The following is a 22381-nucleotide window of genomic DNA, read 5'->3' on the forward strand; positions in this document are numbered from 1 at the left end:
AGCCTGTGGCCATCACGCGCTCGATCGCCCAAATTAACGACCGCATCCGCGCCGGTACGGTGCGGGTGATGACGGCGGCTGAAATCAAAGCAGCGCTCAAAAGCGCCGACGTCGAGGCGGTGGCCGCCGAAGTCGATGTGATCACTGCCGGCACCTTCGAGCCGATGGAATCTTCCGGGGCCATCCTCAACCTGGGCCACACCGATCCGCCGATTCGCCTGGCGCGGGCCACCTTGAACGGCGTCGAAGCCTACTGCGGCTTTGGAGCAGTCGATCTGTACCTGGGGGCGGCCCAGCCGGGAGAAAGCCTCGACTACGGCGGCGGCCACGTCATCGCCGATCTGGTGGCAGAACGGACAGTGCGGCTGCGGGCGACGGGCTGGCCCGCCGACTGCTACCCGCGCCGCGACTTCGAGAGCCTGATCCGCCTGGATACGATCAACCAGGCGTATCTTTTTAATCCGCGCAACGTCTATCAGAATTTTATCGTCGGCGTCAACGGCGGCGATCGGCCCCTGCACACCTACCTGGGCACCCTCCAGCCCAGGCTCGGCAACGCCGTCTACGCCTGCCCCGGTGCCCTCAGCCCGCTGCTCAACGATCCGCTCTTGCGCTCGGTGGGCATCGGCACCCGCATCTTCTTGGGAGGCGGCACCGGCTACATCGCCTGGGAAGGAACCCAGCACTTTCCGCTGCAAAAGCGTTTGCCCAACGGTACGCCGGTCGGTCCTGCCGCCACCCTCGCCCTCATCGGCGATCTCAAGCAGATGGATCCGGCCTGGGTGCGCGGTTGCCGCTTTTACCAGTACGGCCCTTCGCTGATGCTGGGTGTCGGTATTCCCCTGCCGGTCTTTGATGTGGCCGTCGTCGCCGCTGCCGGTATCGACGACAGCGAGATCGTCGCCCCGGTCATCGACTTTGCCATTCCCCGCCGCGTGCGGCCCACCTTTGGTCTGGTCAGCTACGCCCAACTTAAAAGTGGCCAGATCACGATCGCCGGTCAAAAAGTGCGCACCGCACCCCTCGCGAGCCTGGCGCTCTCGCAGCAGGTGGCCCAGACTCTCAAGCAGTGGATTGCGGCGGGCCGCTTTTTACTGACAGAACCGGTGGCCGCCCTGCCGGAGGAACGGCCTCTGCTGGCGCAGGAGCAGCAACTGCTGCGCTGAACTTTGCGCTTAAGCCGATTGTCTGGACCCAGATGAAACGATTAACCTGGATGGTCAGATGCACGAGTTTTTGCACCCGTATATGCTGTATACTGCCGCCCCCAGAGGCAGGATGGTATCTTCATGAAGAGCGTCTTCCCCCCCGTCCAGGCTCCCATCTGTCCCAGCGCTTCTGAAAAAAAGAGAACGATATGCTTTTGAGGGAGACTACGGAGGTGTTCAACCTCCTCAGCATCGGTCAGCGCGGTGTTGGTAAGACTGTTTTTCTGGCTGGTAGCTACACCGAACTGCGTACGAGCGGTATAACCGATTCCAGATTGCCGCTCTGGTTCGATTGCAAGGACAGCCAGTCGCAGCAAAATATCGAAAAGATCCTGGGTTATATCGAGCGCACGGGTGCCTACCCGCCCGGCACGATGAAGATCACAGACTTTGACTTTCGCTTAAAGCGCCGGGGGCTGATGCGCCCGGTGACCCTGTGCGATTTTCGGCTGCAGGATCTGCCCGGCGAGAGCTGCCACATCGCCAATCCCGCTTTTCGGCAGATCGTGCTTGGCTCGCACGGCTGCTGCGTGTGCATCGACGGTTACGCTCTCATCCACAGCGACACCTACCTCGACGAGTTGCGCGACGTGCTCGTCCAGGTGCTGTCGATCGCTTCACTGGTCCACCTCAACGGCCTCAAGTACGCCTTTGCCCTGTTGCTCACCAAGAGCGACCTGCTCGGTGAGATACCCGACAGCGAAGCGCAGATCCGCCAGAAGTTGCAGCCGCTCACCAACCGCCTCGATGCGATCGGCAGCAACTATCAGATCTTCCGCACGGGCGTCCCCCTCGTCCACGAGGGCGAAGGGGTACGACTGGCACCGTCGGGGGCCGCCGCACCGCTTTTGTGGCTTGTGCTGGAATTGAACAGAGCCCACAATCCGGGCGTGCTCGGCTCTCTTTTTCGGCTGGTGCGCAGGCTATTGCCCCGGCGTCTGCAGGGACGCTCCGAAAGCCCGCTGCAGAATCTGTTTGGCTCAACTGCCGCCTCACAGGATAGCTAAATTTCGCCATGGCTTCGCTGCTTGGTCAGCTCGTCTACACCAGCTTTGCTGCGGTCGGTTTTCAGACGCTGGTGAGTCCCAACGTTCCCCAACACGCAAAGCAGGCGTTTGGCGAGCAGATCGTCCCCAGGTACTGGGATCCGTATGTGCCCCGGCCCCTGGGCGAGTGCAGCGTCTATATTCTCCAGTTGGCCCCGGAGGAGTGTCTGTTTGGCTGGCTCTACAGCGACGGCGAGGACGATTTGGGCCGGGGCAGCGTCCCCTACTTTTGCTGCTACTACCACCGGGGTGCCTTCGATGCCGGGCGGCTGGATACGGTGCTCGCCTGCCTGCACCGGGGACCGGTGCAACTGCCCGATCGCCATCGGCCTCCGCCGGTGCTCGCCGCCCTGCCGGCCCCCGATCTGTGGAGCTATGCGCCGGTGCGGCCAGGAACAACGGTGAGCGCCCAGCAGCGCGAGGGGCTCCAGCAAGCGCTGCAACAGCGCCAGGCGCTGCACCTGTTTGCCGGGCCAAACTCCAGCCCGGCAACAGTCTCACTGGACATGGGAGTTTGCGGGCGGCTGGCAACTGCCCTGGCCGATCACCTGGGACCGCTGGCGGCGGTGATCGTCCGGCAGACGGTGACCCGCGCCGCTCAGCTCAGCGATCCCCAGCAGCGCCTCCAGCAGGTCTACCGCGATCTGGCCGCCGAAGTCGCGGACTCGAGCGCCGCTGCTGCCTTTCAAGCGGAGATCAGGCGGGTTCTCAGCCTGGAGGTGTAGGTGTTGCCTGGCCTGGGGGACTTGAGGCTGTGGTAGAGCCGCCGGCTCGTCAGCACCAGCACCACCAGCCAGATGCCGTAGTGCAGCCAGGGCAGATGGCGGGTGACCGGCACCCCGGCAAAGACAAAGAAGGTATTGATCGAAAGGCAGTTGGCGACGGCGATGAGGCGGGGACGGAGGGCGGTGGCGCGTTCGCTCTGCCCGGTACTGGCAACGCGCTCGATAGCGGCAAATAGAGCGTAGCTTGCGAGCATAAATGCCACCAGCACCAGGGCAGCGGCGGCGAACAGCGGCAGCTGGGGTAAAAAGAACAATCCTGGCCCGCCCAACCTTGCCAGGACGTCCGGTTCGCGGGTCCAGGCGGCAGAAAAGTAGTACTCCCAGTTGCCCCGGTGCAGGTAGTACCAGGCGTAAAAGCCCGCCACCAGCCCCGGATAGCTGTAGTAAAAGCGAATAGCCGCCGGTTGCTGACTGGTTTTAGCCAGCCCTCTTGTCGCATCGATATCGGTGCAGGGCAGCACACAACCGCTGCAGCGGTTGCACATCGAGTTGTCGGGGTTTTTGGCCGGCGGCCTGCGGACTGCCGGTTCTGCCTGCGGAGCCGCAAAGACTGTCTCGACCGGGGCGAGCGGGCAAAAGTAGTGGCACCACGTCCTGCCGCCGTAGCGGGCATTGACGGCAAAGGCGGCCACAAAGAAACCGACGATCGCCGTTGCCAACAGATAGGTGTTGGCGTTGACGAACACAATGCGCACCAGCAGGCCCGCCGCCAGCAGCGCCAGTTGCAGATCCAGCCGGTGGCGCTCCAGCCAGCTTTCCCGTAGCGAGCGGGTGCTTTTTAGCCCGAGCCGCCCCGGCAGGCCAGAGAACCAGGCGAGCGGACAGAGTTTGCGCCACGGATAATAGCCCCCTACAAAAATAAACAGCACGATCGAGAACACCCCCATCCAGGTTGCCAGAGGAGCAAGGGGCATCCAGCGATTCGTAAGCTCAGGATGGACAAGGGAAAAGTAGCGGCCATAGGGGCCAGCCAGTGGTTCAAGGCTTAAAAGCATCAGGCCGCACAGCGCCAGTACAAAGACCCATAGCTGGGCGATCCGCAGGTGCGGACGAAAACGGTCGAGGATCCAGTTCATCGCTACATCTCCAGCAGTAGTAGCTGCGATTCCTCCAGGAGCAAAAAGGAATCTGCTGCACCTGAGTATGATTGCAAAAGTTTAAGTGCTGAAGATGTGCCTACGGATACCCTGCCAATAGCGGGGATTGCGGCGCACATTCCTGGCAATGGGGATTGCCAGTTTCGGCACTGACAGTAGAAAATGAACTCGCCTTCTTCCCGTATCTATGTTGAGAGTGTCCAGTTGCTTCTATACAGATAATCTGTAGAGTCTTTTCAGCGTCAAAGTCTTGAGAGTAAGGGGGAAAAGTGCTCTCAGCTTTCAAAAGCTGTATCCAGCTCGCTGTTGCCTCCGGTTGCCGGCTCAATCTGGTCCTGGCTCTGGTCGTCGGCATCGGGTGGCTGGTGGGCGGGGCGGTAGAGGCGGCCCCGGCGGCGCGGGCGGCGCGCACGCCCGATATTGCCCTTGTTGCTTCGGTGGCGGCGGTCGAAGACGTCCCGGTGGGGCAGTTTCGCTACGGCGGCTCCACCGCCTTCGCCCCACTGCGCAGCGGTGGCCTGATGCAGGCGATCGAGCGGTCCCATCCTGGCTTTGCGCTGCGCTACAGCGAGCCCCCCGGCGGCCATGAACCCGGCTCCGCTGCGGGGATCGCGATGCTGCTTGCCGGTCAGATCAGTCTCGCTCAGGCTTCCCGGCCCCTCGCCCCCGAGGAGCGCGCCCGTGCCGAGACCGCTGGTTTTGCCCTGAGGCAGGTGCCGGTGGCGATCGACGCGATCGCTTTTTTTGTCCACCCGGACCTGCCCATCGCCGGTCTGTCGCTCGATCAGTTGCAGGCAATCTTCGCCGGTCGCCTGCGCAACTGGTCCCAGGTGGGCGGGCCGAACCTGGCGATTGTGCCCGTCAGCCAGGCTCCCCGCGCCGCCGATCTAGTAGAACGGTTGCTGCTAAAAGGCGATAGCCGTCTGGGCCGCAGCGTCCGCCTCACCCGCGACATCACCGAACTTATCCGTCAGGTTGCCACCCAAAAAGGTGCCATCGGCTTTGCCAGTGCCGCCGAAGTGCTCCCCCAGCGCTCCGTGCGGCTGATTGCTCTGGGGCGCTCCCACTCGCAGCAGTACGTGCTGCCTTTTGATGCCGCAGCACCGGGTCGGCTTAACCGCGAGGCCGTGCGCAGCGGTACCTATCCCCTCACCCGGTTGCTGTCCGTCGTCATCCGCAAGGACGGCAGCCTCGCGGAGAAGGCGGGCATCGCCTACGCCAATCTGCTGCTGTCGAGCGAGGGACAGCGATGGATCGAAAAAACCGGTTTTGTCGGGGTTCGCTAACGACGTATTTGCAGGTAAGACGATGGCCAGAACGCACAGGCTGGGAAATATCTTCAACCGTATTTTGCTGCTCATCTTTGGTGGGGCGATCGTCGCCTGCGCTGCGATCTTCTCGCTGGTGCTGCAGCGCAACGCGGAGGCAGAACTCGCCTCGAAGGCGCTGTTGTTTCTTGACAGCATGAACGCGGTGCGCAACTACACCAGCAACCAGGTCAAGCCCCTGCTGGAGCCGCAACTGGGCGAGCAGTTTTTGCCCCAGGCGATCGCTGCCTACTCTGCCCGCTCGGTCTTCGAGAGTCTGCACGCCAAAAAAGAGTACGCTGACCTCACCTACAAGCAGGCGACCCTCAACCCCTTCAACCCGGCCAACCAGGCCGACGGCTTTGAGGCGGATCTGCTTGAGCGCTTTCGCACCGAGCCCGCGAACAAGCAGCTGAGCGGTTTTCATACCCGCGAGGGCGCAGAAGTTTTTTATGTCGCCCGGCCCCTGGTAGTGACCCAGCCGTCCTGCCTTGCCTGCCACGGCGACCCGCAAAAGGCACCGGCGAGTCTGATCGACCGCTACGGCAGCGAGCACGGCTTTGGCTGGAAGCTGGGCCAGACAGTCGGGGTGCATATCGTCTCGGTTCCAGCTGGGGTACCGATCGCCACGGCCCGCCAGTCCTTTTTCTGGTTCATCGGGATCGCGGCGGTCGTGCTGGCGGCGGTGATAGTGGCGATCAACCTGCTGCTGAAGCGCACGGTCCTCCGGCCCCTGAGCCAGATGACGGCGGCAGCCGAGCAGATCAGCAAGGGCAGGCTCGACTTTGAAATGGAGAGCACCGCCAGCTTCGAGATGAAGGCGCTGGCGGCGGCCTTCGAGCGGATGAAGCGCAGCGTCGTGCGCAGTATGCGCCTTTTGCAGTCGGTCCACTACGACCGGGGCCGGGCGCTGCTGGCGGCGGGCGACCTCGACGGAGCAATTCAGGAGCTGTACAACGTATTGAACGTCGATCCTGACTGCGTTGCGGCGCGGGTGGACCTGGCTCGTGCCCTGGTCCGCCAGGGCCGTTCACAAGAGGCGATCGCGCAGTACAACGAGGCGCTGCGGCTGGCCCCCGAAGATCCCCACATTCATCTGGAGTTGGGAGCCTTGCTGCTGGAGCAGGGCGAGCAGGCGGTCGGCCTCAATTCGCGCTCTTAGCGGCAATCGCTTCGACTTCGACTTTGACCCCCCGAGGGAGGGCAGCCACCGCGACGCAGGAGCGGGCCGGCAGGTGTTCTGTGAAGAAGCTCTGATAGACGCGGTTGAGCCCGGCAAAATCGTCCATGTCGGTGAGAAACACCGTCACCTTGAGCACGCGATCAAAGTCGGTCCCCGCCGCGTTTAACACAGCCTGCAGGTTGGTGAACGCCTGGGCCGCCTGCTCCTCGATGCCGCCGGCGACGATTTCGCCGGTAGTGGGGATCACGGGAATCTGACCGGCGGTGAAGACCAGATCGCCAAACAGGACGCTCTGGGAGTACGGCCCCTGATTGCCTTCACCGCGAATCGTCTGCACGGACTACAGACGAACGAGGCGGTGGGCCGCAGCGACCGCTTCGACGATCGAGCGCACCTGGGCGATCATCGCCACTTCGTCGCCCAGGCGATTAACCGCCGTGCCGATGCCGACACCGGCAGCGCCGCTGGCGAGCGCCATCGGGACAGTCACCGCCGAGAGGCCCGAGGCGCAGAGCACCGGAATCGAGACGGCGCGGGCAATCTCGTAGGCGGCGGCCAGGGTCGGGGCCGCCTTTTCGATGAGGCCCAGGGTGCCGGGGTGGGTGGGACGGCTCGCCGTCCCGCCCTCGGTCTGGATCAAGCTCGCTCCCAGCGCTTCGAGTTGCACGGCCAGATTGACCTGCTCGTCGAGGTTGAGGGTGTGGGGCACAGTTACCGAGAGCAGCACATTGGGGCCGAGCAGATCCCGGCTGCGGCGGGTAAGGTCGATCACCTGCCGGGCCTCAAAACGAATGCCCTTTGCATAAAAACTGTCGAAGTTGCCGATCTCGACGCAGTCCGCTCCGCTGCGCACCGCCATGAGCAGATCCTCTGGCTCGATCGCCGAGACGCACACCGGCAGCTCGGTTGTGCGGCGCACCAGGCGAATCAGCTCAGCGTCACAGGCGATATCGACGAAGGTGGCTCCTCCCTGCTCGGCGGCGCGCACGATCTGCACGACGCGCCCGCTGTCAAAGTTATCGAGCCCGGCAATAATCTTGACGGCTCGTCTGGCCGCAAAAGCCTGCTGGAGGATAGCAACCATCGCTTTATGCTCCTGTGCAAAGTCTGGGCCATTGTAATTGATCTGCCGAAATCAGAGCAATAATGGGGGGAGCCGACCGTTCGCATAGCGGGCTTTCAGCCAGGGAAAGTGGGTGTGCTCTTGACACTGCTACTGTTGGTAATGGTCATCTGTCTGGGGGTGCAATTTTTTGTCATCCAGCAGACGCTCAAGCAGACGGACCAGCAACTGGAGGACATCCAGCGCACGATCGCCCAGACGCGCCAGGCACCGGGCACCCACCCCTATTGCAGAAACTGCCGCTTCTACGGAGCGAACCGCTATATTGTCTGTGCGCTGCATCCTGAGGGTTGGTCCGAAGCGGAGGAGCGCTGCATCGATTGGGAAGAGACCACCGCCTGTGATCAATCGCCGCTTCGCAAGTAGCCGCTGCCTGCTCCTGCTTGCCCTGTTCTGGGGTCTTATCGCCTTGTCCGCCCGCGCCGCCGAACCGCTGCAACCCGTTATCGACCGCTACATCGAATCGCTTCCTAAAGGCTACGGTGCCCGCGCTGTCCTCACCGCCCAGGCTGTCTGGCAGGGAGGTCGAATTGTCCTCACTGGTCAGGCCCTCACTGAGCGCGACCGCCAGGCCCTCAAGAGCGCCCTCGCCCGCCTCGGGCCGGTGGAGAACCGCATGGAAATTTTTCCGTTCGCCGAGATCGGAGAGCACGCCTGGGCCGCCGTCCGATTGTCCGGAGCCGACCTGCGCGCTGCGCCCGACGACAAGAGCGAACTGGTCTCCCAGGTCTTGCCGGGCGACGCCCTCAAGGTGCTGGGACGCACCGATGACAGCTCCTGGTTCAAGGTCTTGCGCGAGTGGGACGGCTACGTGGGTTGGATTCGCGCCGATCGGATTGTCCTTTGGAGCCGATCGGAGCAGCAGAACTGGCAAAAGCAGCCCCACCTGATGGTGCTCGAAAATCTGCCCGCCGTCCCCGAACTGCCGCGCGGCAGTATCGTCGCTCGCACCCCAGCCGAAGCGCCGATGGTGGCTGCCGCCGCAAAATCCGCCCTCGTCGTCGCCACCGCCGAAGGCCAGAGCTACACCCTCCCGGAGCGCGCACTGCGACCCATCAGCCCCACCGACGCTCCGAGTGCGGCGCGCATCCTGCAGTACGCCCGCGCCCTGCTCGCCGACCAGCCCACCCGCTACCTCTGGGGCGGCACGATCGGTCGCGCCCTCGACTGCAGCGGCTTCAACCAGACCGTTTATCGCCTTGCAGGCGGCACCCTGCCCCGCGACTCCTACCAGCAGCAGGCGGCAAGCCGTCCCATCGCCCCGACCCTGGGCGACTGGCAGCAACTGCAGCCGGGGGATCTGCTCTTTTTTAGCGAGAAGGGTAACCGGGCCACCCACACCGGCATCTACATCGGCGGCGGCCACTTCATCCACTCCAGCGGCCACAACAACGGCATCGCCGAAAACAATCTGCTCGGCAACAGCGAGTACGAACAGCTCCTGCGCCGGATCTACTTCGGTGCTGGAAGGGTGCTCTCGTCTACCCCCTGACGCGGCTGGCAATTTACTGGCCGCTCTTTGGGATCGAGGGTGATATCGAAGCTGAGCGCCTGACTTTGCAGCTCCGGCGACGCGGGCAATCCTGCAGCCTGCAAAGCCCGCAGCGCTTCGAGGAGCACCCGATCTTGAGCCTGCCCGCCCGAGAGGATGGTCCGTACAGAGGCAAAATCGATCTCGGCCTTGCCGTGGTTCCAGCTCAGCGGCACCGCCAGCATGGTGATGTCCTGCGCTTCAGATGGCAACTCGAGAAGCCCGTCCAGCTTTCGGCAGAGTTGCTGGCCGTAGATAGCCATGCCAGAATCCGTGCTCGCGCCGCGTACCTGAGAAGACATGGGGTCCATCGCCAGTAGACTCGTCGGAGCAGATTTTTGGAGAACTGGCCTGGGGGGAGATGGCAGCTTTGTCCGGGCGGGAGGAAACTTCCGGCTCACCGTGCGCGGCTCAGACTGGTGGGGAGCGAGAGACTTACCGGCAGGTGACGGAGCGGGTGGAACGGGTTCCTTGACCAGCGGCTGGGGAGCAGGAACTGTTCTAGATGGAAGCTTTTGCGCAACCGTAGGCGAATCGGTGGGTCCGGGAGTGAGAATTTTCCAAATAGCCACGGCTACCAGCAAGCCCGCCGCAACCGCTCCGCTGACGAGTAACGTTTTGGAGCTGGGCGAAGAAGCAGGCTGGGCCATCCACTCCTCCCAGGCAGCATCGGCTCGCTGGTCCGCTGTGCTCGTGGCAGAACGCACCCGGCCCTGCCAGTTGCTGCGGCGCAACCATTCGCCCAGTACCTGTTCGCTGATGCCCTCCGGTTCCTCGCTCTCCTGCTGTGCATGAGCGAAGGACTGCGATTTCGGCTCCGTCCCCCCGTGAGCTTGACCTGGCTTAGAACGCCATAGACCCCGACAAAAGCCCGAATCCCCGCACTCGTCTTGAAAGTGAGGGCCGAGCCGTGTAGCCAGATTCTGCCCGATTCTTTGGAGCGATCTGGTGATAGAGGGCTGCGTGACACCTAGCTCTTGGGCAATTTTCACCTGGGGTTTGCCGTGCAGGTAGACTTCCTCCAGCAACCGCTGCTGTTTCTCGCTCAGGGCGGCCACAGCTTTCAAAAACCAATCGCGGCACTGTTCGCTCAGCAGTTCCGCCTGTGGATCGCTATCAGGAGACGGAACCGTATCGCCCAGGGTGAGAACTTTCTCAGCCGGAGCGTCGTCCTGCTCGAAGGGCTTGTCCAGCGACCAGGGAAAGGTAAGAAAGTCTTTCTGCATTCGCAAGAATTTGCCTTTGTCCGTCTTCAGCTGACGGCGACCATAGTTGGCGCTGGCCTGGCGTTGAAGATCGGTATAAGCGCTCCGCAAGATGCATTCGCTCAGCCAGGTGCAGAAGCCGGCTTTACCGGGATCGAACTGGGGTAGCCGCTCGTAGACCAGGATTAAACTTCGCTGCAAAAAATCCTCTTTGTCGAAAGCGTAGTCGCGCCCCTGGAGGTACTGGCGGCAGGAAGCCCGCAGGAGACTATCGAATGTGCTCAGCCCAGCCCGCTTGATCTGGCGCTCTAGCTCCTGACGAGCGGAAGCCTTCTGGTTCTGACAGGCAAGATCAAAAGTCTGCCTGCGGGCCACAAGCGGCTGCAGGCGCAGGGCGAGATCCTGCAAAACCTGAGCGCGGGAGGGGGAAGATCTGGCGAATAGATTCATAGCCTGGGGATCGAGCGTCGCAGTCAAGGCGGAACCCTCAATGGCAATAGCGCCCCTGCTGGGGCAGACACTGTTTTTATCAGTGGCGACCTGCCGCCAAAAATTAACCTCAGACTACAAGAATTTTCTGACTGGCCCCAGAAAGCCCCACAGGCAGCTTAGACAGAGCTTGCATAAATAGCCCAAGTGGCTCATTAAGCTGGCTAAAAAGGGTTGCTCGGCAGACCATGTGCGTCGTAAAGAATCTCATCGGGTGGGCGCGGATCTAAAACAGGAAGCGCCGTACTCCTTGTGCTGAGGGCAAGCAATCGTCTTGCAATTCCCTGGCGGCGTCTACGAGTCTGGCCACGCATCCTTTCTAGTCGCTCTTCGATAGCCTGGGTGACTGCCTGGGTCACACTCTCCCCGGTGAGGCGACTCAGTTCAGTCGCCATCTGATAAGCTCTGTCGCTTTTAATATTGAGCTGCTGCATACTGATTTTTCTACTTTCTACCTTCTAGAGTACCAAGCTGAATAGCAGCCTGCAGCCGAAAATGAGCTTCAGACTACAAGAATCTTTTGAGCGGGTTTAGGAAACTATACAGATAGCTTAGATGGATCTTGCATAAACAGTCCGCTCGGCTCATATCAAGTGACGGAGTGTAGTTTCTGGGCCAGCCATGCCCCGGAGAGCCTTTGTGATGCAACATCACTGTCGTCTGATTCTTTGTGCAGGATTATCACTGTCGAGCGCTCTTTGCCTCTTGGTAGCAGCAGGTCATCCCGTGCAGGCCCAATCTACTACTGTCCCATCTGCAGAAACTACTCCTACACCAACTGAGGCGGACAAACTGTCAGACCAAGCAGGACAATTGGTGAAGCAGGGCAAGTATGTGGAAGCTGTGACCCTGGCTCAGCGGGCTTTGAAATTGAGGCAGGAACAACTGAAATCACCGCACAAGCTGATCGCTGATAGCCTGCGGTTGATAGCAGCCCTATATTTTGTGCAAAAGGATTTTGGTCAGGCACAACTCTTTGCCCAGCAGGCAGTGACAATGCACGAGCAAGTGTTGGGCCCAGAGCATCCTGAAGTCGCCAAAAGTCTTAATCTTCTAGGAAGTATATACCATGCTTCTAGCAACTATGAACAAGCAGAATTGATCCTCAAGCGAGCACTAGCGATTAGAGAAAAAGCTTTCGGACCAGAACATTCTGAGACGGCTGCTAGTCTTAGCAATTTAGCCCTTGTGTACCATACCTTCGGTAACTATGGCCAGGCAGAGCTTCTATACAAGCGCGCTCTTGCTATTCATGAAAAAGCCTTTGGGCCTGAGCATCTCACCGTGGCTTCTATCATTAACAACTTAGCCAATCTGTATCGAGATCTTGGTAACTATAAACAAGCAGAATCATTGTTCAGGCGTGCTCTAGCAATTCGAGAAAAATTTCTTGGGATGGAACATCCTGAGATCGCTATAGCTCTTGGTAATCTGGGCACTGAACTTCGTGCGTCCGGCGACTACCATAAAGCAGAACCATTGTTCAAGCGTTCCTTAACCATTTTGGAAAAGAGCCTTGGACCGGAGAGTCCTGATGTGTCTTATGCTCTCGAAAATTTAGCAGAGGCGTATAGTGACCAGGGTGATTTCGCTAAGGCAGAGCCATTATTCAAGCGTGCCATCGCTATCCAAGAAAAATCTCTTGGTCCAGAGCACTACGTTTTGTCCACTGTACTTATGAGCCTGGCTTCTAATTATGTCAGTATAGGTAACTATGAACAAGCAGAGTCACTCTATCTGCGCGCCATCGCTATTCGGGAAAAAGTGCTGGGTCAAGAAAATCCCGAGGTAGCTACCTCCCTGCAGAAAATCGGTCTTTTTTATCTTGACAGGCAGGCTCACCAAGCTGACCCATCTTCCCAGGTACCTTTGGAGTCTCTAACGCGCAGCCTTGAAATTCAAGAGAAAAACCTGTCGCTCAACCTTAGTCTTGGTGTGGAAGAACGAAAACGCGAGTACCTAAGCACTTTCCGTGATAGTACCGACATTGCCATTGCTGCTCATCTGCAATCGGCCCCCAAAGATCCTGCGGCTGCCCGGCTTGCCCTGGAAACGATTCTGCGTCGCAAAGGTCGTCTGCTCGATCAACTGAGTAACACTCTGGCTCTGTCTGCTCTACGTCAACGCTTAGAACCGGCACAGCAAACTCTGCTCAATCAGATCGTTGCCAATCGCGCTCAACTAGCCAAGCTCATTTACAAACAAACCGCTACTGAAAACCTCGATGCCCAAAAATACCAGGCCGATGTCAGTCAGGTACAACAACAACTCAAACAACTGGAAGACCAACTGGCCATTCGCAGTGCTGAGTTTCGTTCCCAGCGACAGCCTGTAACTCTTACTGCTGTCGAGGAAAAGCTACCCGCTGATGCGGCCTTGCTCGAATTAGTGCGCTACCGTCCCTTGAACTTTGCTGCCATTAAACTCACTGAGCGCTTTGGGGCTGAGCACTACGCTGCCTATGTGCTCCTGCCCGACGGAAGCATTCAGGGAACCGACCTCGGGGAGGCACAGAAGATTGATCAGATGGTGAGCGACCTGCGGCAGTCCCTCAGTTCACCCAGCAAGTCAATCAGGGCAGTTCGCGCTCAGGCCCATCAGCTATACGAGCAGATTGTCCAACCGCTGCAACCGTTTCTGGGTTCAACTCGCCATCTACTCATCTCGCCTGACAGCTCGCTGCATCTGCTGCCGTTCGCTCCTTTAGTCGATGGGCAAGGACACTACCTGATCGAAAAGTTCACCCTTACTTACATCAACTCTGGACGCGACCTTCTGCGCGTAGCCGAAAGCTCGACCACTGCCCAAAAGCCGCTGATCCTGGCGAATCCGAGTTTCCAGAGCGCCAGATGGCAGGTGGCAAGCCGAGCTGCTGCAGGTGATAGCTCGCGCGGCAGTGACGACAACCCGCGCTCCGTTGAACTAGCAAAGTTGTTGAGCTTCGAGCCTTTGTCCTGGACGAGCACAGAAGCGAAGGCCGTGCAGTCGATCCTGAATTTACCAGATGATCGGGTGCTCACCGGTGAACAGGCAACTGAAAATGCGCTCAAACAGGTGCATGGACCGGCGCTGTTGCACATTGCCACCCACGGCTTTTTCTTTCCCGATGCGCGCCGCGTGGATGGCCAGCCGATCGAAAATCCGCTTTTGCGCTCGGGCCTCATCCTGGCAGGAGCCCAGAACCGGGCCAGTGGTGGAGAGGATGGCATCATCTCCGCCCTTGAACTGGCTGACCTCGACCTGCGCGGTACCCAACTGGTCGTACTGTCAGCCTGTCAAACCGGTCTGGGAGAGGTGAGCAGCGGAGAGGGTGTCTACGGCCTGCGGCGGGCATTAATCCTTGCAGGGGCGCGCAGCCAACTGGTGAGTCTGTGGCAGGTAGCGGACAAGGCCACAGCCCAACTGATGAGCGGCTACTACCAGAAGCTGCGAACAGGAGCGGGACGGAGCGAAGCGATGCGTCAGGTGCAGCTGCAGTGGCTGCAATCAGCCTCCGGATCGCTACTGCACCCGTACTACTGGGCTGGATTCATCCCATCGGGAGACTGGCAACCGCTGCCCGCGTCCACTTTTCACGGAGCAGCCAAAAAATCATTGGGCAAGAAGGTTAATTTCGTTGCCAATGTAGATAACTAAAAACAGAGACACAAGACGATTGGCCTTGCCAGCAGGGAGCCAGTCTTCTTTCCTTTTCGTTCAGCATACTACTGAACGAGCGGGAGTCATTGTGTCTGTTCAAAGATTCGCTTGAAATACGTTCCCTTCCTACCTGCCGCAAAATACCGACTCGAAATATCAGAGGAGAAGAATCATGCGTACCCTCATAGCTTGCCTGACTGCTACCCTGTTTTTGCCAACGGTAGCCTTTGCCCAGACAACTGCTACAGCCTACGCTGAAAGATCCGAAGTTGTGGCAACTGGCAAAACAATTCAACTTTTTGGTGTACCAACTATCAGCGCTGATGGTGAAACGCAATACTTTGATGTAACCGTTACCCTTCCCCTGACGAGTGGTGGTACATTCGGAAACAAAGCGACTGTCAAGTCAGTCCGTTCACCAATAGTCGATACCACAGAGTTCATACCAGGTACCTACACTTGGTCGAACGCAAGCTATACATGCAGTGTCCTCGCTTCGCCTTTCGGTGGTAGAACAGAGTTTGATATGACTTGCACAGAGTCTTCTGGACTGGTTCAACTGATAGCGACGTGGTACACCGGTCCTATCGCTGGCAATCCATACGAAGCAGAATTGACTCAGGCAGGTCTCAACACATTGTCTGGCAATGACCAGTACTCGTGGGGTAGAGTCAACCAGTACAACACTACTATTCTCGGCTGCTTCAATTCGCCAGATCTTTTTGGAGCGCGGCAGATTGGCAACACGTTGACTTTGACAAACTTTGGTTCGAATACCATCGTTGATTGTCAGGCAAACTTGAACAAAGCCCCTTAGTTCCTGTCTTCTGTGAGGCTACTGCGGCTACTTCACACTCATTTCCCAACCACTGAGCGTGAGTTTGTGAGCAGCTCAACTCTATCTGGACGAGATTGATGCACTCAAACTCTTGTCCGGGTAAGCAACATTTTTTCGCAAATTCGAGGAAGAACAATGAATACTCTCCAGAGAATGGCAGCTCCTGCTGTCCTGTTGATTCTGGTCACGCCTGTTCAGGCACAGATGTTGCGCTCGGCACCCGCGCCCCAGTTAAAAACCAGTCTCCAGGCTTCTCCCCAAATCACGATGATTCCTGCAGGTACCCAGGCCAACCTGATCGTGCTTTTGAGCCCAGGAAGTACGTTACCGCTGATGGAAGATCGACCGGTGACAATTGCTGTAGGTGGTCAGATTGGGGAAGTGGCGTTGCCCCAGGGAACGTTTCTGGTCGGCAAGCTGACCCGTGCAGAGGATTCCAAAGCAATTCTGCACTTCGAGAGCCTGCTTGTCGGTAATCGTATTTACACGGTGCAGGCGACCAGTGCCCCGCTCGATGCTCAGATGGTCTATGACCGGGCAGCCGCTCAGCAAGCTCAAGCCAGAGCGAATGCAGTCCAAAGCCAGGGACAGACAACCAATGCGCTGATTCAGACGGGTACGACTATGGCCCATGCCGTCGGTGGTTTTGGGCTCGGTTCGCTCTTTGGTGCGGTAGGCTCGCTCGCCGGCTCTGCCCAGCAGGCCCAGGCCAACAACGAAGCCGCCCGGATTGCTGCATCGGCCCAAAAGCTGTCCGCTTCCGTGACGGCACTGCAGACATTGAGCGTTCAGTTCCAGAGTGAAGTCGATCTTAAACGTCCGTTTGCAGAACTTCCCTCCAGCATTCCGCCAACTGCCGGGTACATGCCGGGCGCTCCTCCACCCGGATATCCACCTGCTGTCAATCAACGCGAATGATGTGCTGACCGACTTCGCGCAGGGTGAGGCTCTCGCCACCTATGAATCCGTAGCGCCAACGATGCAGCTGTTAAACTACCGGGGATTATCGGCTGGGAAGCGGTGCGTACCGACCACATTTTCTACAAACTCTTGCGGGCTTTTCCGGAAACGCTCTTTGTCCTGGCAGGTACGTTACCTCCAGCAGCGGGCGAATACCGCTTCGACTCCGTGGAGGTAAAAGAGACGGCATTGCGCATCGATGGCGTCCTGGTGCCCTCCTCGACCAATCAGCCCTACTACTTTGCTGAGGTGCAGTTTCAAGCGGATAAGGACATCTACTGGCGATTGTTCACCGAACTGCTGATGTATATGCGCCAGTCTGCGCCAGAAGGTGACTGGCGGGCAGTACTGATTTTTCCCAACCGCACGCTGGATGTGGAGGCACCGATGGCCTTGAGTACTCTGGCAATGGACGAGCGTTTAGTGCGAGTGTATCTCGACGAGATTGCCGTGGAGGAGGACGGTCCGCTGGGCCTGTCGCTGGTTGGGCTGGTTGTCGAGGAGGAGCGAACTTTGCCCGGACGGGCAGGACGGTTGCTGGAACGCGCCTGCAGGCAATTGCCCGCAGGGGAAACCAGAAGGCAGGTGCTCGAATTGATCGAGACTATCATTGTGTACAAGCTGCGGTACGGTCCAGAGGAGCTTCGAGCGATGTTCACCCTCGATGAATTGGAGAACACTCCCTACGTGCAGGGACTGAAGGCAGAGGCCAGACATAAAGCGGAGCGAGAAAAAGCGTTGTCTTTGATCCTCCGTCAACTTGCCCGACAGGTGGGTGCTTTGGCACCTGAGGTCAGTGAGCACATCGACAAGCTCTCGGACAGCCAACTCGATGCCCTGGCCGAAGCTTTGCTCGGTTTCGGCTCGGCGGCAGATCTGCAAAGCTGGCTCGACAGGCAGCTGCCCGGCTGAGTGCGGCAATCCAGCCCGGTTCTCTAAGAGTCCACGTACTGCTCAAGCAAGGCTTTTTGTTTGTAGCGGCGCAGTTTGCGCAGGGCTTCGACCTCGATCTGGCGGATGCGCTCGCGGGTAAGGTCGAAGCGCTGACCGACCTCGCGCAGGGTAAGGCTCTCGCCCCCTTCGAGGCCGAAGCGCAGGGCGAGCACCTGCCTCTCCATTGGCCGGAGCATCTTGAGGGCGTTCTGCAATTCTTCGGCTAGAGCGTTCTGCACCATCTCGTCGAAGGGCCGCTCCGCCTGGCCGTCCTCAATCATCTCGCCCAGGGAAATGTCACCTTCGCCGCCGACAGTCAGGTCCAGCGAGACCGGCTGGCGGGCCATTTCCTGGATGCTGCGCAGTTTTTTGACCTTCATCTCAAGGCGGGCCGCCAGTTCTTCGTCGCTCGGTCGCCGCCCCAGTTCGACGGTGGCGAGGCGCATCTCGCGGCGCACCTTGCGCACCTTCTCGACCATGTGGATGGGCAGGCGGATCGTGCGGGCCTGGTTGGCGATGGCGCGGGTGATGCTCTGGCGGATCCACCAGGTCGCGTAAGTCGAAAAGCGAAAGCCTTTTTCGGGATCGTATTTTTCGGTAGCCCGCATCAGGCCGATGTTGCCCTCCTGGATCAAATCGAGAAAGGGCAGGTTGCGGCCAATGTATTTTTTGGCGATCGAGACCACCAGCCGCAGGTTGGCGTTGATCAGCCGCCGCTGGGCCCACAGGCCCTGGCGGACCGCTTCGATGAGTTCCTCGCCCCTGCGGCCCATAAATTCGGCTACCTCCTCCTCGGCGGGAGGCCGCATCAGACGGACGGTCAACTCCTCGCGCGCCGCGTCGATGGCAAGTTTGGCCTGAATGAGCCGGGAGAGGCGAATTTCATCCTCCGCGCTCACTCGCGCAATGCGACCAATTTCGTTGAGATAGAGATCCACCAAGTCGTCGCTGCGCTCGAGCGCCTGCCGCCCAGAGCCAGTCTCCTCGCGCTCCGCTTCGCCCTCGAGCAGGTAGTCCTCTCGCTGGTGCTTCCCTCTCACCTTTGCTCTCCCCGTTTGCGTCTGTGTCTTAAGGTTACGGAAAACCCCAAAATCGATGTGAACGAAAATCGATCATCAGCTAATATTTTTTTATGGTTACAAGTGGGATCTGTCTGGTCAGAACCTGCTCAAGTTTCGCTCATAGCCTTTCCTGGTTTATCGATTATCGATCATGGCTCAGGCAGACGTGACAAAATTTGGTACGCCCGTCCGACCGACCAATCTGATTGGTCCCCAGGTGCGCTACCTGCGCGAGCGGCTGGGACTGACGCAAGATGAGCTGGCTGGGCGGTTGAGCCGCTACGGACTGGAGCTGGACTACGTCAAAATTGGCCAGATCGAAAACGGCAAGCGCCGGGTGATCGACTGGGAGCTGGTGGGCTTTGCCCGCGCCCTTGGGGTGTCGGTGGACTGGTTACTGTACGGCGATGAGGGGAGACTTTAAGCGATGAACGTTGCACTGCCACTGGGACGCTTCGATCTGTTCTTGCAGGCAGGCCGCCTGCTGTCGCACCACCTGGCACGGGCCGGGGGGATTCAGGCGCGGGCGTTCGAGACGGCCCTCGCGCTGCAATATTTTCGGGAACTGGTGCCGGTGGTCGGCAGCGAACGGGGCATCGGCCTCGACGAGGTGGCAGGCCGCATCTGCGACGGCATGTACCGCAAGAGCGACGGGCGGTTGCCCCGTGGACCCCAGGGCGAAGACCTGATCTGGCCCCTGCTCAACCTCGACCGCGACGGGGTGCCCCAGCCGCTGTTGCCCCAGACCAGCGAGCAGTCCGATTTTCGCTGGCACAAGCTGTGCAACGGCCAGCGCGGCATCGGCTGCCACGCGGCGGCGCTGCACTTCTGGCAGGACAACAGCTTTATCGAGAGCGACCGCGATCTCTGCCCGTTTCGGGTCTACGACGGCCAGACGCCCCTGATGATCGATCAGGGCCGCCAGAAGTGCGGCTTCGACGGCAATCCCTGCGGCTGGCAACCGGGGCTGCCGAAATTTTTGCAGGTGCTGGGTCCGGGCCGCGACGCGCAGCTGAGCCGCGTTCCCTGGACGGTGCGGATGTGGCAGGCGCTGGTACCGCCGGAGGCAGCGCTGCCGGTCTATCCAGTAATTGCCAGTCTGTATTTTGCAGCCCCCCACCTGGTCCACGAGCGGCACAGCATTACCCCCGAGCAGTTCCGCGCCGACTTCGGTTTCGACGAGGAGGTTTTTGCCGCCCTTTTTAACGGCAATCGCGACCAGCCCCTGAACCGCCACCTGCTCGAATCGATCGATGCTCCCCTGCCAGATACACCCCTGACGGCGGCGCAACTGATGCTGCCGGTTTTGCCGCCGGAGCGCGAGCGCAGCCGACCGACGGGTGGACGGCTGGTGGTCGATCCCGACGAAAAGCCCCGCTACGCCCGCAGCAACAAGTCGAGCGGCATCTCCCAAGATCCGCTCCTCGCTGAGCGGCGGCGGCGACGCCAGCTGGAGCGCACCGCCCGCCACGACGAGACGCTCACCCAGTTTCGCCGCTGGTTCCGCCTGGCCGGCAAAGAGGTGCGCGAGGACACCGATACGTTCGACTTTCTGGCGATCGACGAAAATCTGGTGCTGCTCGCCGAAATCAAGATTCTCGGCCAGCAAGATCTGGCTGATGCCATCCAGGAGACGGTGGGCCAGTTGCTCTATTACCGGCGCTTTGCCCTGGCTCCCTGGCGCGAGGAGGGCTATCCGATCGCGATGGCCGCTGTCTTCGAGCGCCCGCCCTTCGGCGAATTTGTCGATTTTCTGCGCGAGGTGAATATTCATACCTACTGGATCGGCGAGGATCAGCACATCGACGGCCCCGAGGAGAGCCTGGCGCTCATCCGGGCGCTGGGGGTGCAGGTGCGCGCTGACCCCGAGCTGATGCGCGGCTGAATCAACTTTGCAGTGCCAACCAGGCCCGCAGGACTTCGGCTACCGACCAGGCTTGGGCGATGCAGCCACGGGGAATAAAAGGCGGTTTGCCCTCGAAGATCTCGCTCACACTGCCCAGCCCCGCGTCCAAAAGGTGCCGGGCAATCGGGTCTAAAAAAGATAGCGCCAGTAGTGGGTCGCCGTAGACGCGCCGGTGGGCGAGGGCAAATGGGCCGAGTAACCAGGCCCAGGCGGTGCCCTGGTGGTAGGCGCTGTCTCGAGAACGCTGATCGCCCCGGTAATGGCCGATGTAGCCCGGCTCATCCGGAGCGAGGCTGCGCAGCCCGGAGGAGGCCAGCAGAGCGCGAGCGCAGGTATCGACCACCCGCCGCTGCTGCTCGGGGGTGAGCAGAACCTGGGAAAGCGAGACGGCAAAAAGCTGGTTGGGCCGCAGGGCCGGATCGTTGCCGTCCGGTCCGTCGAGCACATCGAAGCAATACCCCCGCTCCGCATTCCAGAAGCGCTGAAAGCCGTCTAAAGTCCGTTCTGCCAGCGCCTCGTAGCCGCCGCCGGGTTGGCTCAATTGTCTGGCAAAATCGGCCATCGTGCGAAGCGCACTGTACCAGAGGGCGTTGATCTCCACCGGCTTGCCGGTGCGCGGCGTCACCACCCAATCGCCCACCTTTGCGTCCATCCAGGTGAGCTGCACGCCGGGTACACCGGCGAAGAGCAGGCCGTCTGTCGGATCGAGGCAGATGCCGTAGCGGGTGCCCCGCTCGTGCCAGTCGATGATCTGCTTGAGGACCGGGAACAGTTCACTAAGGAGCGGCAGATCGCCGGTTGCCTCAAAGTACTGCTGCAGTGCCTCGAAGTACCAGAGCGTTGCATCGGCGGTGTTGTACTCGCCCTCGGCGGGCGGTGAGCTGTCGTCTAAGAAGCGATTGGGCAACATCCCCCGATCGACGAAGCGGGCAAAAGTGCGCAGGATCGAGCGGGCGACGGCGGGCCTGCCGGTCGAAAGTGTCAGGCCCGGCAGGGCAATCATCGTGTCGCGGCCCCAGTCGCCAAACCAGTGGTAACCGGCCAGGATCGTCTTTCCCTCAGGCTGGTCCGGCAGTGGCCGATCGACGATGAACTGATCGGCGGCGAGGACGAGCTGGCGCACCCAGACCGGGGCAGTCTTCCCAACAGGATGGGCGGCCTCGAAGGCGGCGAGCAACTGCGCCTCGTGGGCCTGGCGTTGCAGGAGCGCGTCCGTACCGCACGGGTGGGGTTCGGCTGTGAGGCTGGCGCTGAAGGTGAGGGATTCGCCCACCGCCAGAGTTGCTTCAAAGCTCGCGGCGTGCAGGTGATCGTCGAGCGGCTCCAGGCCGCGCTCCTTTTCGGCAGCGAGATAAAATCCCCGGTTCCAGACTCCAGAAATGTCTACCTCGCCCCGGTCGCAGCGCAGGTAGAAGGGCTGGGCCGCCGCAAAAGCGGTCACCTTTACCCCGCCCTGGCTGGGCTCGATCGCCATCTGCCAGTTGTTTGCCTGGGTGCGGCTATGAAAGTCGCGGTAGTTGACCAGAGCCCGCAGCGAGAGTGAGAGAGGACCAGCGGTGGCGCGCAGGAGCGTGTAGCGCACGAAGGTCGTATCGGAGCCGGGCGGCATCCAGATTCGCTTTTCGATGAGCGCGTCGGCAAGGGCGAACTGCCAGACCGGCACCGTCCCTTCGAGGCGGAACTGTTCGATAAAGATCTGGCCCTCCGGCTGGAGGCTGCCGTCCGCCCAGCGGTTGGCAAAGAGCGGAAAGTCAGCCCCGTCGTAGCGGCAGGTCGCATCCAGCTTGGCCAGAAGCACTGTCCGACCCAGGGGCGGCGACCGAGCGGCGACCAGCAGGCCGTGGTAGCTGCGGGTGAGCACACCGGCCACCGTGCCCGAGGCGTAGCTGCCCGTGCCCCCCGTCACCAGCCATTCGCGGCAGCTGGCGCTTTCGATCGTTCGACAAATTTCTCGCCCCAGCCGCATCGCCATCGCCCAGCTCTTCTTACTTTATTTATCCGGATCCGAGATTCGAGCGGATGTACTGGCAGATTGTCATCCACCGAACGTGTATACCGGTGCGTGCAAAG

Annotated in this window: 20 protein-coding genes; 13 read left to right on the top strand and 7 right to left on the bottom strand. The window is 60.3% G+C overall.

Going from position 1 to position 22381, the window contains the following annotated elements:
* Positions 1–68: 68 nt before the first annotated feature.
* The 3 genes from GKIL_RS01625 (at position 69) to GKIL_RS22085 (ending at position 2979) form a co-directional block, all read left to right on the top strand.
* The gene (locus GKIL_RS01625) at positions 69–1166 is read left to right on the top strand and encodes a homocysteine biosynthesis protein (RefSeq protein ID WP_051382916.1); all 1098 of its coding nucleotides are present in this window, start codon (positions 69–71) and stop codon (positions 1164–1166) included.
* A 215-nt stretch (positions 1167–1381) separates the two neighbouring features.
* Positions 1382–2215 carry a hypothetical protein gene (locus GKIL_RS01630; protein WP_051382593.1) on the top strand — a complete coding sequence of 278 codons (834 nt, stop codon included), beginning with the start codon at positions 1382–1384 and terminating at the stop codon, positions 2213–2215.
* An 8-nt stretch (positions 2216–2223) separates the two neighbouring features.
* Entirely contained in the window at positions 2224–2979 is a 756-nt protein-coding gene (locus tag GKIL_RS22085) for a DUF8082 domain-containing protein (RefSeq protein WP_023171603.1), read from the top strand.
* On the opposite strand, the gene GKIL_RS01640 is transcribed toward GKIL_RS22085, so the two are convergent.
* The gene (locus tag GKIL_RS01640; protein ID WP_023171604.1) at positions 2940–4115 is read right to left on the bottom strand and encodes a hypothetical protein; all 1176 of its coding nucleotides are present in this window, start codon (positions 4113–4115) and stop codon (positions 2940–2942) included. The genes GKIL_RS22085 and GKIL_RS01640 overlap by 40 nt on opposite strands.
* Before the next feature lie 290 nt (positions 4116–4405).
* On the opposite strand from GKIL_RS01640, the gene GKIL_RS01645 reads away from it, so the two are divergent.
* The gene (locus GKIL_RS01645; RefSeq protein WP_023171605.1) at positions 4406–5422 is read left to right on the top strand and encodes a PstS family phosphate ABC transporter substrate-binding protein; all 1017 of its coding nucleotides are present in this window, start codon (positions 4406–4408) and stop codon (positions 5420–5422) included.
* Between the two features lie 22 nt (positions 5423–5444).
* Entirely contained in the window at positions 5445–6605 is a 1161-nt protein-coding gene (locus tag GKIL_RS01650) for a c-type heme family protein (RefSeq protein WP_023171606.1), read from the top strand.
* Here GKIL_RS01650 and GKIL_RS01655 read toward each other — a convergent pair.
* Together GKIL_RS01655 and GKIL_RS01660 are read right to left on the bottom strand one after the other, a co-directional pair.
* The gene (locus GKIL_RS01655) at positions 6589–6963 is read right to left on the bottom strand and encodes a RidA family protein (RefSeq protein WP_023171607.1); all 375 of its coding nucleotides are present in this window, start codon (positions 6961–6963) and stop codon (positions 6589–6591) included. The genes GKIL_RS01650 and GKIL_RS01655 overlap by 17 nt on opposite strands.
* A gap of 3 nt (positions 6964–6966) precedes the next feature.
* A complete protein-coding gene (locus GKIL_RS01660) occupies positions 6967–7710 on the bottom strand; it encodes a DUF561 domain-containing protein (protein WP_023171608.1) in 744 nt (247 codons plus the stop codon).
* Between the two features lie 114 nt (positions 7711–7824).
* Between GKIL_RS01660 and GKIL_RS01665 the strand changes: the two genes are divergently transcribed.
* Positions 7825–8115 carry a hypothetical protein gene (locus tag GKIL_RS01665; protein ID WP_023171609.1) on the top strand — a complete coding sequence of 97 codons (291 nt, stop codon included), beginning with the start codon at positions 7825–7827 and terminating at the stop codon, positions 8113–8115.
* Positions 8090–9241 (top strand): C40 family peptidase, encoded by a 1152-nt coding sequence (locus tag GKIL_RS01670; protein WP_023171610.1) that lies wholly within the window; start codon positions 8090–8092, stop codon positions 9239–9241. Before GKIL_RS01665 ends, GKIL_RS01670 begins: the two co-directional genes overlap by 26 nt.
* Here the strand turns inward: GKIL_RS01670 and GKIL_RS01675 are convergent.
* Both GKIL_RS01675 and GKIL_RS25815 read right to left on the bottom strand, forming a co-directional pair.
* A complete protein-coding gene (locus GKIL_RS01675) occupies positions 9202–10962 on the bottom strand; it encodes a sigma-70 family RNA polymerase sigma factor (RefSeq protein ID WP_023171611.1) in 1761 nt (586 codons plus the stop codon). The genes GKIL_RS01670 and GKIL_RS01675 overlap by 40 nt on opposite strands.
* A 176-nt stretch (positions 10963–11138) precedes the next feature.
* Positions 11139–11408 (bottom strand): type II toxin-antitoxin system VapB family antitoxin, encoded by a 270-nt coding sequence (locus GKIL_RS25815; RefSeq protein WP_023171612.1) that lies wholly within the window; start codon positions 11406–11408, stop codon positions 11139–11141.
* A gap of 382 nt (positions 11409–11790) precedes the next feature.
* On the opposite strand from GKIL_RS25815, the gene GKIL_RS01680 reads away from it, so the two are divergent.
* The 4 genes from GKIL_RS01680 to GKIL_RS01690 all read left to right on the top strand — a co-directional run bounded on the left by GKIL_RS01680 (position 11791) and on the right by GKIL_RS01690 (position 17323).
* Positions 11791–14610, top strand: coding sequence for a CHAT domain-containing tetratricopeptide repeat protein (locus GKIL_RS01680; RefSeq protein WP_023171613.1), 2820 nt, complete (start codon positions 11791–11793; stop codon positions 14608–14610).
* A gap of 175 nt (positions 14611–14785) precedes the next feature.
* Positions 14786–15430 carry a hypothetical protein gene (locus GKIL_RS24430; RefSeq protein ID WP_023171615.1) on the top strand — a complete coding sequence of 215 codons (645 nt, stop codon included), beginning with the start codon at positions 14786–14788 and terminating at the stop codon, positions 15428–15430.
* Positions 15431–15604: 174 nt separating this feature from the next.
* A complete protein-coding gene (locus GKIL_RS01685) occupies positions 15605–16369 on the top strand; it encodes a hypothetical protein (protein ID WP_041243654.1) in 765 nt (254 codons plus the stop codon).
* Positions 16370–16471: 102 nt separating this feature from the next.
* Positions 16472–17323: a DUF2887 domain-containing protein gene (locus GKIL_RS01690; RefSeq protein WP_023171617.1), complete on the top strand. Its 852-nt coding sequence runs from the start codon at positions 16472–16474 to the stop codon at positions 17321–17323.
* Positions 17324–17346: 23 nt separating this feature from the next.
* Here the strand turns inward: GKIL_RS01690 and GKIL_RS01695 are convergent, their stop codons facing one another.
* The gene (locus GKIL_RS01695; protein ID WP_023171618.1) at positions 17347–18384 is read right to left on the bottom strand and encodes an RNA polymerase sigma factor, RpoD/SigA family; all 1038 of its coding nucleotides are present in this window, start codon (positions 18382–18384) and stop codon (positions 17347–17349) included.
* Positions 18385–18556: 172 nt separating this feature from the next.
* Here GKIL_RS01695 and GKIL_RS01700 point away from each other — a divergent pair, with 172 nt between their 5' ends.
* Positions 18557–18829: a helix-turn-helix domain-containing protein gene (locus GKIL_RS01700; RefSeq protein ID WP_023171619.1), complete on the top strand. Its 273-nt coding sequence runs from the start codon at positions 18557–18559 to the stop codon at positions 18827–18829.
* 3 nt (positions 18830–18832) lie between these two features.
* Positions 18833–20290 carry a hypothetical protein gene (locus tag GKIL_RS01705; protein ID WP_023171620.1) on the top strand — a complete coding sequence of 486 codons (1458 nt, stop codon included), beginning with the start codon at positions 18833–18835 and terminating at the stop codon, positions 20288–20290.
* A 1-nt stretch (position 20291) separates the two neighbouring features.
* Here the strand turns inward: GKIL_RS01705 and GKIL_RS01710 are convergent, their stop codons facing one another.
* Positions 20292–22283: an amylo-alpha-1,6-glucosidase gene (locus tag GKIL_RS01710; RefSeq protein WP_023171621.1), complete on the bottom strand. Its 1992-nt coding sequence runs from the start codon at positions 22281–22283 to the stop codon at positions 20292–20294.
* Between the last annotated feature and the right edge of the window lie 98 nt (positions 22284–22381).

The sequence above is a fragment of the Gloeobacter kilaueensis JS1 genome (assembly GCF_000484535.1).
In the GTDB taxonomy this organism is placed as follows: domain Bacteria; phylum Cyanobacteriota; class Cyanobacteriia; order Gloeobacterales; family Gloeobacteraceae; genus Gloeobacter; species Gloeobacter kilaueensis.